This window comes from Stenotrophomonas maltophilia, from assembly GCF_002799155.1.
Taxonomy (GTDB): domain Bacteria; phylum Pseudomonadota; class Gammaproteobacteria; order Xanthomonadales; family Xanthomonadaceae; genus Stenotrophomonas; species Stenotrophomonas maltophilia_R.
In genome coordinates this window covers 3,157,397-3,171,052 of record NZ_NERD01000002.1, presented here as the reverse complement: position 1 = coordinate 3,171,052, position 13,656 = coordinate 3,157,397, and the positions used below count along the sequence as shown (strand labels likewise).

The 13,656-nt window shown below is 67.8% G+C and carries 10 protein-coding genes; 5 read left to right on the top strand and 5 right to left on the bottom strand.

Annotated features, from left to right (window positions below; genetic code table 11):
• Positions 1 to 171: 171 nt before the first annotated feature.
• The 3 genes from phbB to B9Y82_RS15190 all read right to left on the bottom strand — a co-directional run bounded on the left by phbB (position 172) and on the right by B9Y82_RS15190 (position 3,480).
• The gene (phbB, locus tag B9Y82_RS15200) at positions 172 to 912 is read right to left on the bottom strand and encodes an acetoacetyl-CoA reductase (protein ID WP_005419193.1); all 741 of its coding nucleotides are present in this window, start codon (positions 910 to 912) and stop codon (positions 172 to 174) included.
• Between the two features lie 24 nt (positions 913 to 936).
• Complete coding sequence (locus B9Y82_RS15195) at positions 937 to 2,265, bottom strand: CitMHS family transporter (RefSeq protein ID WP_049480602.1); 1,329 nt, start codon at positions 2,263 to 2,265, stop codon at positions 937 to 939.
• 75 nt (positions 2,266 to 2,340) lie between these two features.
• Complete coding sequence (locus tag B9Y82_RS15190; RefSeq protein WP_071228133.1) at positions 2,341 to 3,480, bottom strand: OprO/OprP family phosphate-selective porin; 1,140 nt, start codon at positions 3,478 to 3,480, stop codon at positions 2,341 to 2,343.
• A gap of 242 nt (positions 3,481 to 3,722) precedes the next feature.
• Here B9Y82_RS15190 and B9Y82_RS15185 point away from each other — a divergent pair, with 242 nt between their 5' ends.
• Genes B9Y82_RS15185 through B9Y82_RS15170 form a run of 4 tightly spaced genes read left to right on the top strand, consistent with a single transcriptional unit; the run spans position 3,723 to position 7,527 of the window.
• Positions 3,723 to 4,412, top strand: a complete 690-nt coding sequence (locus B9Y82_RS15185; RefSeq protein WP_100473873.1) for a response regulator transcription factor — start codon at positions 3,723 to 3,725, stop codon at positions 4,410 to 4,412.
• Positions 4,405 to 5,796 (top strand): sensor histidine kinase, encoded by a 1,392-nt coding sequence (locus B9Y82_RS15180; RefSeq protein ID WP_100475248.1) that lies wholly within the window; start codon positions 4,405 to 4,407, stop codon positions 5,794 to 5,796. The genes B9Y82_RS15185 and B9Y82_RS15180 overlap by 8 nt, the downstream gene beginning before the upstream one ends.
• On the top strand, positions 5,793 to 6,848 hold the full coding sequence (locus B9Y82_RS15175; protein ID WP_100473872.1) for an ABC transporter substrate-binding protein: 1,056 nt from the start codon (positions 5,793 to 5,795) through the stop codon (positions 6,846 to 6,848). The genes B9Y82_RS15180 and B9Y82_RS15175 overlap by 4 nt, the downstream gene beginning before the upstream one ends.
• Before the next feature lie 28 nt (positions 6,849 to 6,876).
• On the top strand, positions 6,877 to 7,527 hold the full coding sequence (locus tag B9Y82_RS15170; RefSeq protein ID WP_100473871.1) for a response regulator: 651 nt from the start codon (positions 6,877 to 6,879) through the stop codon (positions 7,525 to 7,527).
• Positions 7,528 to 8,041: 514 nt separating this feature from the next.
• On the opposite strand, the gene B9Y82_RS15165 is transcribed toward B9Y82_RS15170, so the two are convergent.
• On the bottom strand, positions 8,042 to 10,684 hold the full coding sequence (locus B9Y82_RS15165; RefSeq protein WP_100473870.1) for a hybrid sensor histidine kinase/response regulator: 2,643 nt from the start codon (positions 10,682 to 10,684) through the stop codon (positions 8,042 to 8,044).
• Positions 10,685 to 10,750: 66 nt separating this feature from the next.
• Positions 10,751 to 11,920 carry an OprO/OprP family phosphate-selective porin gene (locus tag B9Y82_RS15160; RefSeq protein WP_100473869.1) on the bottom strand — a complete coding sequence of 390 codons (1,170 nt, stop codon included), beginning with the start codon at positions 11,918 to 11,920 and terminating at the stop codon, positions 10,751 to 10,753.
• Positions 11,921 to 12,253: 333 nt separating this feature from the next.
• On the opposite strand from B9Y82_RS15160, the gene B9Y82_RS15155 reads away from it, so the two are divergent.
• Entirely contained in the window at positions 12,254 to 13,597 is a 1,344-nt protein-coding gene (locus B9Y82_RS15155; protein ID WP_100473868.1) for a dicarboxylate/amino acid:cation symporter, read from the top strand.
• Positions 13,598 to 13,656 lie beyond the last annotated feature (59 nt).

Here is a 13,656-nt window from a genome sequence, read left to right as displayed (position 1 = left end):
CATCGGGCTCAGCGAGCGTTGGCAGGTATAGCACCGGTTCTGCCGATGTATCGGGAAGTGCGTCTCAGAAATGCAGAAATTAAAAGGGGCCGGATCCCCCTCGCAAGCGAAGGTTCACCGGCCCCGCGCACTCCGTGGGGGAGGCGGTCCACGCGTTGCGTGGAGACGGGCTCAACCCATGTACAGGCCACCGTTGACCGGATAGTCGGCGCCGGTCACGTACGAGGCTTCGTCCGAGGCCAGCCAGGCGCACAGGCCGGCCACTTCCTCGGGGCGACCCAAGCGGCGCACCGGTACCGAGGCGGCCAGCCGGTCCAGTACATCCGGCGGGAAGCTGCTGATCGCCTGGCTGGCGATGTAGCCCGGCGACAGCGTGTTGACGGTGACCCCGCGCGAGGCCACTTCCGCGGCCAGCGCACGACTGAAGCCATGCATCGCGGCCTTGGCGGTGGCGTAGTTCACCTGGCCGATCTGGCCCTTGTGGGCGCTGACCGAGCCGATGTTGATGATGCGGCCCCAGCCGCGCGTGGCCATGCCGTCGACCACCTGCTTGGTCAGGTTGAACAACGCGTTGAGGTTGGAGGCGATCACCGCATTCCAGTCCTCCACCGTCATCTGCCGGAACAGCAGGTCGCGGCTGCCACCGGAATTGTTGACCAGCACGTCCACTTCACCGACTTCAGCGCGGACCTTGGCGAACGCGGCGCTGGTCGAGGCCCAGTCGGTGGCGTTGCCTTCGGAGGCGATGAAGTCGAAGCCCTGTTCGCGCTGCTCGCGCAGCCAGTTGGCCTTGCGCGGCGAGTTCGGCGCGCAACCGGCGACCACGGTGTGGCCGCTGCGGGCCAGGCTCTGGCAGATGGCAGTACCGACACTGCCCATGCCGCTGGTGACGTAAGCGATTCGAAGCGTCATTGCAGAAGGCTCCTTGGTAAGGGGTCAGGCAGCGAGCGGGTACAGGCCGAACAACAGGCTGCCGACCATCAGCAGCATCGAGATGGCGATGGCCCACTTCAGGGTGAATTTCTGGTGGTCGGCGAATTCGACCTTGGCCAGGCCCACCAGCAGGTAGGTGGACGGCACCAGCGGGCTGAGCAGGTGCACCGGCTGTCCGGCCAGCGAGGCACGCGCCATTTCCACCGGGGTGATGCCGTAGTTGCCGGCGGCCTCGGACAGGATCGGCAGCACGCCGAAGTAGAACGCGTCGTTGGACATGAAGAAGGTGAACGGCATCGATGCCACCGCCGTGATCACCGCCAGGTACGGGCCCCACGATTCCGGAATCACCGCCAAGAAGCTGTGCGACATCGCTTCAACCATGCCGGTGTTGTTGAGGATGCCGGTGAAGATGCCTGCGGCGAAGATCAGCGACACCACCGACAGCACGTTGCCGGCGTGGTTGACCACGCGGCGGCGCTGCTCGGCCAGGTTCGGGTAGTTGATCACCAGGGCGATGGCGAAGCCGACCATGAACAGCACCGGCATCGGCAGCACGCCGATGATCAGCGCGGTCATCAGCGCCACGGTCAGGGCCAGGTTCACCCACAGCAGCTTCGGCCGCTTGATGTCTTCGGCGTCTTCCACGGTCGGCAGCGCGTTGCTGTCGTCGGACACGCTGTTGTCCATCCAGCTGCCACCCTTGGGCAGGGTCACCACACCGAGGCGACGGCGTTCCTTCAGGCCCAGGTACCAGGCCAGCAGCAGCACGCCGGCACAGGCGATCACCATCGACGGGATCAGCGGTACGAACACATCGGCCGGGTCCACGTGCAGCGCGGTGGCCGCGCGTGCGGTCGGGCCGCCCCACGGGGTCAGGTTCATCACGCCGCCGGCGAGGATGGTCACGCAGGTCATGTTCAGCGCGTTCATGCCCAGCCGCTGGTACAGCGGCAGCATCGCCGAGACGGTGATCATGTAGGTGGTCGAGCCATCACCGTCGAGCGAGATCAGCATCGCCAGCACGGCGGTGCCGAGCACGATCTTCATCGGGTCGCCCTTGACGAAGCGCAGGATCACCCGCACCAGCGGATCGAACAGGCCGGCGTCGATCATCACGCCGAAGTAGAGGATGGCGAACATCAGCATCACGCCGGTCGGCGCGATCTTCTTGATGCCCTCCAGCATCATCTCGTCGATGCCGGCGCCGAAGCCGCCGATCAGCGCGAACAGGATGGGGATGGTAATCAGGGCGACGAGCGGCGACAGGCGTTTGCTCATGATCAAGTACATGAACGTAATGACCATGCCAAAGCCGAGGATGCTCAGCATCATCTGCGGACTCCTTGCGGAAACAGGACGTGGGGGAGTGGAAGGGGCCCGGGCGGCGTGCCCGGAATGCCGGGCTTAGAAGTCGTACTGCAGGCGGCCGGTGACGGCGCGCGTGCGGTCCACCGTGACCCCGGCCAGGCGGTCGCGGTTGCGGCTTTCGATCACGTTGAGCATGAAGCGAAGGTTGTCGCGCAGGTACCAGTTGCCGCCCAGCGTCCACGCTTCGGTGCTGCCACGGCGCAGGTCGGGTGCACCGTCGAGATGCTGCGCGCCCCACATCTGGTCGTAGCGCAATGCCACTTCGAAGGCACCGGCCTTGTGGCGGATGTCCTTCACCCGCGCGAAGCGGCCGGTCTTGCGGTCATACGCGCGGCTTTCGCCGGTGACGAACCAGCTGAGCATGCCGTAGGCCGCCATCACGTCACCGCGCTGCGCGCCGTCATCGAAGGTGGCACCGCTGAATTCCCCCTGCCACGACAGCGGGCCGCGCACCTGCGCGTATTCCAGCGACCACTTGTTGACGTCGGTATCGCGGCCGGCGGAGAAGTCAACCAGGGTCAGGCGGCTCTCGTCGGACAGGTGGCCGGCCGGGCGCGGGCGGATGCGCAGGCCGGGCACGCCGTTGGCGCCCGGGTTGTCATAGGCCTCGCGGGCCAGCGACAGGCCCAGGTGCAGCACGTCGCCATCGCTGGGCGAGGGGGCCCAGGTGACGCGGCCACCGGCGGCGCGGCCCTTCACCTGCCAGGCGTCGATGCTCTCCAGGCTGTAGAGGCTGGCCGCCCAGGTGAAGTCCCCCGGGTTGGCCTGCCACGACGCACCCAGGCGGTACAGCGGCGCCAGCGTAGTGCCGGCGTTGCCGCGCTCCAGGAAGCTGCCGTAGTTGGAACTGGTGCGGTCATCCAGCGAGAAGTACTGCTTGAACTGGCCCACGGTCAGCTTGCCGGCCTTGCCGAAGCTGCGCGCCAGGTACACGTCCTTGGCCTCGACGCGGTCGCCGGAGAAGTCCGCTTCCAGCTTGTAGTCGACCACGAAGAACTTGCCGGAAACGTCCAGCCAGGCGCGGCGGATCTCGGTGTCGTCCTTGTTCGGGGTGCCGCGGTTGTCGTTGTCGAAGGTGGCGAAGTCCAGGTGCAGGCGGCCACCGAGGCTGGCGGTGACCGGGCGGTCGTCTTCGGCGGCGAAGGCCGGCGCCGACAGTGCAGCCAAGGCCATCATGGCGGCAGGACGCCGCCAGGCAAACGTGAATTCCACAAACCCTCCCAGGTGCGCGCCAGGCGCGCGGCAATCGTGGGCACCGGACGGTGCGCGGCCGCAGTCTGGGTCGGGCAAGCTGTCATCGTCCTGTCAACGATTTGTGCGGTGCAGCGTAAAAGCGGCCGCTGCGCTCCCTGGGCCACGCCCGGCAAGCGCGGCGGCGGCATGCGGTAGCATTCGGTTCCCCTCCCACCCGTGTGCCCATGCGCCTGCTGCTGGTCGAAGACAACCCGGATCTGGCCGATGCGATCATCCGCCGGATGCGCCGCAGCGGGCACGCCGTGGACTGGCAGGCCGATGGCCTGGCCGCTGCCAGCGTGCTGCGCTACCAGAGCTTCGACCTGGTGGTGCTGGATATCGGCCTGCCCAAGCTCGATGGCCTGCGTGTGCTGGCCGGCATGCGCGAGCGCGGCGACAGCACGCCGGTGCTGATGCTGACCGCACGCGATGGCATCGAAGATCGCGTGCAGGCGCTGGACGTGGGCGCCGACGACTACCTGGGCAAGCCGTTCGACTTCCGCGAGTTCGAAGCGCGCTGCCGCGTGCTGCTGCGGCGTGCGCGTGGCCAGGCCAGCGAAGTGGTGCAGATCGGCGGCTTCCAGTTCGACAATGCTGCACACCGAGTCAGCCTCGACGGGGAGCCGATCGAACTGCCCAACCGCGAATACCGCCTGCTGGAGATACTGGTCGGCCGCCTTGGCCAGGTGGTCGGCAAGGACGAGATCGGCAACGGCCTGTTCGGGTTCGACGATGAGGCCGGTCCGAATGCCATCGAACTGTATGTCGGCCGCCTGCGCAGGAAGCTGGCCGCCGCGCCGCTGCGCATCACCACGGTGCGTGGCGTGGGCTACCTGCTGGAAGCCAGTGATGCCAGTGCCGACGCCGATGGCTGACGCGCGCGCTGCGACGCCCGCGCCGGGTTCGCTGCGGCGCACGCTGCTGCTCTACCTCGGCGTGCTGCTGGCGGTGTTCGCGGTGGCCCTGCTGTTCGCCGCGCGCGATTACGGCCAGCGTGCCGCCAACCGCTCCTACGATCACCTGCTGGTGTCCTCGGCGCTGTCCATTGCCGATTCGGTGGCCCTGGTCGATGGCCAGTGGCAGGTCGATCTGCCGTATGCGGCGCTGGACCTGCTGGCGATGGCGCCGGAAGACCGCGTGTTCTACCGGGTGGCCGACAGCCGCGGCACGCTGATCACCGGCTACGGTGACCTGCCCGCACCGCCGCGCCGGCCTGGTACCCAGCCGCAGCTGTTCGATGCGGCGTACAGCGGTGAGACCGTGCGCTTCGTGGTGGTCGGCCGCAGTTTCGCCGCCGCCTCGGCGCAGGGCGAGGTACAGGTGCAGGTCGGCCAGACCCGGCGTGCGCGTGAAGCGGTCGCGCAGGACATGGTCAATCGTGCATTGCTGGCGATCGGTGTGTTGTCCGGGCTGCTGCTGGCACTGGTGGCGTTCGGCGTGCATCGTGCGTTCCGGCCGCTGGTGCGGGTGGAGCGCGAGCTGTCGCGCCGCGAACCGTCCGACCTGAAGCCGCTGGATGCCCGCGTGCCGCGCGAGATGGACCAGATGGTGGCGGCGCTGAACCGTTTCATGGAGCGCCTGTCCAGCAGCAACGAGACGCTGCGCGCGTTCATGGCCGAGGCCGCGCACCAGATGCGCACGCCGTTGGCGGCATTGCGCGCGCAGGCACAGCTGGGGCTGGACGATGATGACCCGGAGGACATGCGGCGCAGCCTGCAGGCGGTCGAGCGCAACGCCACCCACATGAGCCGGCTGCTCAACCAGCTGCTCAGCGATGCCAGCGTGATCCATCGTTCGCACCTGCAACGCTTTGCTGCCGTGGACCTGGCCGAGACCGTGCACCAGGCCCTGCATGAAGCGCTGCCGCAGGCCGGCCCGGCGCCGCGCGTGCAGCTGGCGATGACCGCTGAGCCTGTACAGGTGCATGGCGATGCGCTGCTGCTGCGCGAGGCGATCAAGAACCTGGTCGACAACGCACTGAAGTACGGCGGCGACGGCGCATTGCAGATCGCCCTGACCGTGGAAGGCGAGCAGGCCGTGCTGACCATCGCCGATCATGGCGCAGGCATCGCGGCCGCCGATGCCGAGCGCGTGTTCGAACGCTTCGCCCGTGGCGAAGGTGCGCCATCCGGCGGCGCCGGACTCGGCCTGGCCATCGTCAAGCGGGTGGTCGACAGCCATGGCGGCCGCATCGACCTCAGCAACCGCCCGCAGGGCGGGCTGATCGCCACCATCCGCCTGCCACGGAGCAGTTCATGATCCGCCTGTTCGCCACGGCCGTTGCCCTGCTGCTGGCCCTGCCGGTGCTGGCCGCGCCGGGGGATGTGCGCCGTTTTCCCGCACAGGGAGCGGCCACCGCGCAGCTGCGCATCCACGGCACCACCGACATCGAAGTGTTCGCGGTGGTCATTGCCGACTACCAGCGTCTGCACCCAGGCACCGAGGTGGTGTACGAGGACATCATCACCCAGGACCTGTACGCGCGGTACCTGCATGACCGTGCCGGGCCGGCGTCGCCGGACCTGCTGATCTCAAGCGGCATGGACCTGCAGACCAAGCTGGTCAACGATGGCCATGCGCTGCCGCACCGTTCGGCGCAGACCGCTGCGCTGCCGGCCTGGGCACAGTGGCGCAACGAGGCGTTCGGCATCAGCTACGAGCCGGTGGTGATGGTCTACAACACCCGCGCGATGCCTTCGGCAAAGGTGCCGCACACGCGCCGCCAGCTGCTGGACCGGCTGCGCGCCGAGGGCGCACCGCTGCGCGGGAAGGTCGGCACCTATGACATCGAACGCAGCAGTGTCGGCTATCTGCTGGCGACCCAGGATGCGCAGCGTGGCAGCATCGCCGGCGCGTTGCTGGGTGCGCTCGGCGACAACGACGTGGTCCGCGAGGAGCGCACCGGCGTGCTGCTGGACAAGGTGGCCAGCGGCCAGCTGTCGCTGGTCTACAACGTGCTCGGCTCCTACGCGCAGGCACGCGTCGATGCCGGCGCGCCGCTGGCCATCGTTGAACCCGAGGACTACACGCTGGTGGTGCTGCGCACCGCCGTGATTCCGCGGACTGGCCCGCATCCGGAGGAGGCCCGGCGCTTCCTCGATTACCTGCTGTCGCCGCGTGGCCAGCAGGTGCTCTCGCGCGAAGCGCGCCTGATGCCGATCGTGACCGGCGATGCTCGTGGCGATGATGCGCCGGGCCGCAGCCGCCGTCCGATCCAGCTCGGCCCGGGCCTGCTGGTGTACCTGGATGCGCTCAAGCGCCGCCAGTTCCTCGATGCCTGGCGCAGCAGCGTGGAGCCGGCGGGGCGCTGACGCGGCGGCCTGCCCGTACAATGGCGGCATGAGCGAATACACCATCCTGATCGCCGATGACCACCCGCTGCTGCGTTCGGCGGTGGTGCAGTCATTGCGGCAGAGCCTGCCGCTGGCGCAGGTGCGCGAGGTCGCCAGCGCTGAGGCGCTGGCCGAGGCGCTCGACGTTCAGCCGGACGTGGACCTGGTGCTGCTCGACCTGACCATGCCTGGCGCGCACGGCTTTTCAGCGCTGCTGCATGTGCGTGGCTCGCATCCGGACATTCCGGTGGTGATTCTCTCGTCCAACGACCATCCGCGGGTGATCCGCCGCGCCCAGCAGTTCGGCGCGGCCGGTTTCATCCCGAAGTCGGCCCCGGCCGAGACCATCGGCGAGGCCGTGCAGGCGGTGCTCGATGGTGGCCTGTGGTTCCCGGCGATGGCCGCCGAGCGCTCGGAGGCCGACGCGCTGCTGGCCAGCCGCCTGGCCCAGCTGACCCCGCAGCAGTTCCGCGTGCTGCTGTGCCTGGCCGATGGCCTGCTCAACAAGCAGATCGCCTACACGCTGGGGCTGGCCGAGAACACGGTGAAGGTGCATGTCACCGCGATCCTGAAGAAGCTCGAGTGCCATAGCCGAACGCAGGCAGCGGTGCTGGTGAAGGCGCTGGAGCCTGAGGGCGACGCCGGGGTTGGGTTGTAGTTTCCAGCCAACGGCGCAGCCCCTCGTGGGTGGACACGTAGAGCAGTCATGGGTGAGGCCGGGCAGGTGGACTGCGCAGGGGCCGCTGCAAGTATGTCCATGTAAGCTCGGTCGCCGCATCCATGCGACTCACGCCCCTGCGCAGCCCACCTGCCCGGCCACGGACAGGTTCCGTGCGCATCCATCCACGGAAGAGAAAAGAAGATCAAAAGCAAAGGCAGCCTGGCCGGTCCGCGAAGCCGAGCATGTGCTCGGCTTTACACGAGCAAGCGCAGCGCGCGATCCGCTTTTGATCTTCTTTTTCTTCTCCGTGGGTGGCAGGCCACCGAAATCTGTCAGAGGCCGGTCGGGTTGGGTTCGCGGGGGTGTCAGCCGCATGGATGCGGCTGCCAAGCCTCCAGGGACGGATTCACGGCGTCCCCCGCGCACCCAACCCGACCGGCCCCCCCCACGGCTTTTGCTTTCCACGACCAACCAGACACCACCCACGAGGGGCTGCGCCGTTGGCTGGAAACTACCCGCGATGCCGGATCAGCAACTGACTCATCAGCGCCCGCAGCGCCGGCGGCTTCACCGGCTTGGCCATCATCCCCCAGCCACGCTCGGCGGCCATCTCACGCAATCCCGCATCGCGCTCGGCAGTGACCAGCACCACCGGCGGACGGGCCTGCCACAGTTCGGCCAATGTCTCGTACAGCACCGGCCCGTGGTGATCGCCCATGCGCACGTCCAGCAACACCAGCTCCGGCACGGTTGCTGTACTGGCCAACTGCAGAGCCGCCTGTGGGCCATCGGCCAGAGACACCTCGCAGCCCCAGCGCTCCAGCAGCGCGCGGCTGGCCGCGCACACGTGCGGGTCGTCGTCGATCACCCACACCCGGCGCCCGCGCAGTGGATTGTCCGCGGCCGGTTCCTGCGCCAGTACCGGCGCGGGTGCAGAGGCGGGAATCGCGCTGGCTTCACCGAACGGCACGCCTACGGCGAATACGCTGCCCTGGCCCAGCTGCGAGCGCAGCCGGATCGGATGCCCGAGCAGGCGGCCGATGCGGTCGACAATGGCCAAGCCAAGGCCGGCACCGCGCTGTTGGCCGTCGTGCAGACGGCGGAACTCCTCGAAGATCTCGCCCTGCAACGCGTCGGGAATGCCGGGACCCTGATCGTGCACTTCGATCCACAGCATGCCTTCGCGGCGACGGCAGCCGAGCAGCACGCGGCCGCGTTCGCTGTAGCGCAGTGCATTGGACAGGAAATTCTGCAGGATGCGCCGCAGCAGCGCTTCATCGCTGACCACCACGGCATTGGTATCAACCCAGTCGACCACCAGGCCGCGTGAGTGCGCGGCGATACCGAACTCGCGCGCCAGCGTCTGCAGCAGCGGGCCCAGCCGGAACGCCTGCACGCGGGTGGGGAGACTGCCCGATTCCAGCCGCGCAATGTCAAGCAGGCTGTTGAGGATCGCATCCTGCGCCGCCAGCGCGGCATCGATGTGATCGGCGGTCTGCTGCTGCGACGGGTCGCCCAGCTTGCCGCGCAGCACCGAGACGAACATGCGCGCCGCGTTGAGCGGCTGCAGCAGGTCGTGCACCGCCGAGGCGACGAAGCGGGTCTTGTAGCGGTTGGCCTGCTCGGCTTCGCGGCGTGCTTCGTCCAGGTCGCGGGTACGCTCGGCGATGCGGTGTTCCAGCGCATCGGCCAGCGAGCGCAGTTCGCGCGCCGCGTTCTTGTAGCTGGTGATGTCGGCGTAGCTGGTGACGAAGCCGCCATCGGGCAGGGGATTGCCACGGATCTCCAGCACCGTGCCGTCGTCCTTCTCGCTCTCGCGCATGTGCGGGCGGCCACTGCGCAGGTGGTTCAGGCGGCGCTCGATGGCCTCGTCCACCGGGCCGGGACCGAGCAGGCCACGGCGTGCATTGAAGCGGAACAGGTCTTCGATCGGCCGGCCCACGCGCACCAGGTCCAGCGGGAAGCGGAACAGTTCCAGATAGCGCGAATTCCACGCGACCAGGCGCAGGTCCCGGTCGATCACCACCACGCCCTGCGGCAGGTGTTCGAGGCTGCGGCTGAGGCCGCTGTCGGCATCGGTGGCGGCCTGCAGCAGGCCATCCTGCGCGGTGCGCAGTTCCTGTGCATGCTGCTTGAGCAGGGTTTCCAGCTCGCGGCGGCTGCGCAGGCGATGCTTGGCCAAGCGCCGGCGCTGCTGCACGAACAGCACCAGGAAGCCCAGTGCCAGCCATGCGGCGCCACCGGTGAGTGCCGCAGCGCGGCCGGCAGCGGTGGCGGCACTGGCGTCGTGCAGCAAGTGCAGGTTCCAGCCTTCGGCGGGCAGCGGCAGGCTCTGCCACAGCATCGGCTGCGGCAGCGCCGGGTCCAGCAGGCGCACCATGCGGCCGCCGTCGGCCAGCACGTCTTCGGTGCGTGCGCGCAGCGGCTGCAATGTACGGTCGGCGTACTGGCGGGCGTCCAGCATCTCGCGGCGCTCATCGGCGCCCAGCGGGCGCAGCAGCCGGTAGCGCCAGCTGTCACGGTTGGCCAGGAACACCACGTCGTGGTCGTCGCTGGCCAGCACCACGTCGGGGCTGCTCAACCATTCCTGTTCCAGTGCGGACAACTCGACCTTGATCACCACCACGCCCAGCCGCTTGCCATCTTCTTCAATGGCCTGCGAAAGGTAATAGCCGGGCACGCCGGTGGTCATGCCGATGCCGTAGAAGCGGCCACGGCCCTGCGCCAGCGCCTGGCGGTAGTAGGGGCGGTAGCTGTAGTTCTCGCCGACGTTGGTGGTCGGCTGGTCCCAGTTGCTGGCCGCCACCGCCACGCCGTCGTGGCCGACCAGGGTCAGGGTAGAGGCACGGGTGACTTCATTGGCGCGTTGCAGCTTGAGGTTCAGCCGCTGCCGTTCAACAGGCGAGGGCGGCACGCGCAGTGCATGCAGAAGATCCGGATCAAGCGCCAGCACCTGCGGCAGCGTACCGAAACGGTCGATACGCTGCTTCAGGCCCTGGCCGTACAGCTGCAGCTGGCGTTGCACCTGGCTGCTTTCCTCGCCGAGTGCGCGGCGCCAGGCGTAATGGCCTGCTGCAACCGCGCACAGCATGGTGCCACCGACCATCACCAGCAGGGTCAGCAACAGCATCCGATGGCGGCTGAGCCAATACATGGCGGCAGTCTACGCAGGGCCGGCGGGCGTGGCGTGCACGCCCGCCGGGGTCTGACGTGGAAGGGGTCAGAAGTGCATCTGCGCGCGCAGTTCGAAGATCTCCGGCGTGCTGTGCACGCCACGACGGCTGGCGTCGACCTTCACGTAGTTGGCCTGGAACTTGAAGTGGCTGGTCAGGTACCAGTTCGCACCCAGGGTGAGGTCATGCTGACGGCCACCGAGGATGTCGCCGTCATCGAGATCCAGGCGGCTGTAGCGGGCTACCAGTTCGACTGCCCCGTAGTTGTGTGCGGGCTTGATGTTGGCCACCGCGCCGGCGTTGTACGGGCGCGATTCGCCGGTCAGCACCCAGCTGGCCATCGCGTACTGGCCGCTGCCGGTGTAGTCGGGCTTGCCGTCATGGCGGGTGACCGTAGCGCGCAGGGCTTCGGCCTGCAGCGAGAACGGGCCGCGGATCCAGATGCCTTCCAGGCCGGTGCGGCGGATCTGGTCGGCGGTGACCAGCGCACCGGAATCGACGTAGCGGATGTCGGTCAGGCCGGCTTCCGGGCGCGCGCGCAGGCGGGCGCTGGCCTCGTGGTGCACGTCGCGGCCATCGCTGTAGCCACGCGGATTCTCCTGCGAGTAGGCCAGGCCCAGGTGGATCACATCACCCGGTGCCTTCACCGGCGTCCACACCGCACGCACGGCCTGGGTGGTGCCGGGGTTGTCGCCCTGCAGGTCCTTGCCGCCATAGGCGCCGGCCTGCAGCAGGTACTGCGGGCGCTCCAGCACCCATTCCACGCCGGTACGGCGGCCGGCGTAGAAGGCCTGCACCGGCAGCGCGGTTTCCAGGAACGTGCCGGCGCGCGAGGACGTGTTCGCGTCCAGGCCGACCGGAGTCTTCATGTAGCCGAAGCGGAAGCGGCCGACGTCACGGCCGAAGAAGGCCTTGCTCTCCAAGCGCACGAACACGTCCAGCCAGGTGTCGGACTGGAAGTCGTAGTAGACCATCGCATCATAGACGCCCTTCTTCTTCAGCGTCGCGCCGAACTCCTTGCGGCGCACGGCGTCGTCGTCCTCGAGGCCACTGCCCGAGGAGAAATCGTTGTAGTCGTAGGCGATGTTGGCGGTGGCCGCCAGCTCGGTGCCGTCGCCGAAGGCGTACTTGGTCGGCCAGTTGTCGAAATCGGCAGCCGAAGCGAAGGCGGGAAGCGCGGCCAGCGACAGGGCCAGCAAGGTGGGAATCGGGCGCATGTTGGGTGCGGCTCTCTCAGATTGCGTGTGGACAGGACAACAACGGCCGCAACGGCCGGAACTTTCGCAATGACGCGCCCGGCCGTTCAGCTCGGGCCACCGGCCTCCCCGTGATCGGGCGGTGCGGCGCCAGTGTAGGCATCGCGGCCACCTGAACCGGCGGGCTAGTACCAATAGGTTATCTGCGCCAGCGTGCCCAGCGCGTACAAAGGCGTCCATTGGTCGCACCCCCCCGCGCGTGCAGCACAGGGCCTGCGAGCAGTTTCCACGGTTACGGTTCCCGTGCAGTCCCGGGGCCGTACGTGCCTGAAAACGCCCCTTCCGGAGTCCGCCATGCACATCCCGACCGCAGCACCGGTGCCTGCAAAGCCGTTGCCGATCTATCGCCAGCTGTACTTCCAGGTGATCGTGGCGATCGTCCTGGGCGCCATCCTCGGCCACTACGAACCGCTGGTCGGCGAGAAGATGAAGCCGCTCGGCGATGCCTTCATCAACCTGGTGAAGATGATCATCGCGCCGGTGATCTTCCTGACCATCGTCACCGGCATCGCGGGAATGACCCACCTGCGCACCGTGGGCCGTGTGTTCATCAAGGCGATGGTGTATTTCCTGTTCTTCTCCACGCTGGCGCTGGTCGTCGGCATGATCGTGGCGCACGTGGTGCAGCCCGGCGCGGGCATGAACATCAATCCGCTCGACCTGGACCAGACCGACGTCAACAACTACGTCAAGAAGTCGCATGACCTGACCCTGGTCGGCTTCCTGATGGACATCATCCCGAAGACGCTGCTCAGCGCGTTCGTCGATGGCAACATCCTGCAGGTGTTGTTCGTGGCCGTGCTGTTCGGCATCGCGCTGGCATCGGTGGGCGAGAAGGGCAAGCCGATCGTGAACTTCCTGGAGGCGCTGGTCGCTCCGGTGTTCAAGCTGGTGCACATCCTGATGAAGGCCGCTCCGATCGGTGCCTTCGGTGCAATCGCCTTCACCATTGGCAAGTACGGCGTCGGTTCGCTGATCAACCTGGCCTGGCTGGTGGGCTCGTTCTACCTCACCGCCTTCCTGTTCGTGGCGGTGATCCTCGGCGTGGTCTGCCGCCTGTGCGGCTTCTCGGTGTTCAAGCTGGCGCGCTACCTGAAGGCCGAACTGCTGCTGGTGCTGGGCACGTCCTCGTCGGAGTCGGCGCTGCCGTCGCTGATGGAGAAGATGGAACGCGCCGGCTGCAGCAAGTCGGTGGTGGGCCTGGTGGTCCCGACCGGCTACTCGTTCAACCTGGACGGCACCAATATCTACATGACCCTGGCGGCACTGTTCATCGCCCAGGCCACCAACACCGAACTGACCCTGGGCCACCAGATCGCCCTGCTGCTGGTCGCCATGCTCAGCTCCAAGGGCGCGGCCGGTGTCACCGGTGCCGGCTTCATCACCCTGGCCGCCACACTGGCCGTGGTGCCGGAAGTGCCGGTGGCCGGCATGGCGCTGATCCTGGGCGTGGACCGCTTCATGAGCGAGTGCCGCTCGCTGACCAACTTCATCGGCAATGCCGTGGCCACCGTGGTGGTCTCGCGCTGGGAAGGCGCGCTGGACCGCAATCGCCTGAAGCTGGCGCTGGATGGCCGTGAAAGCGAACTGCCGCCGCCGGTCGATGCGCTGCCAGAGGCGCTGCCGGCCAAGGGCTGATCCAGGTGTGTGGTACCGCGGGGCCGGTCACGACAGTGGCACGGCCCCGCGGCGTTTCA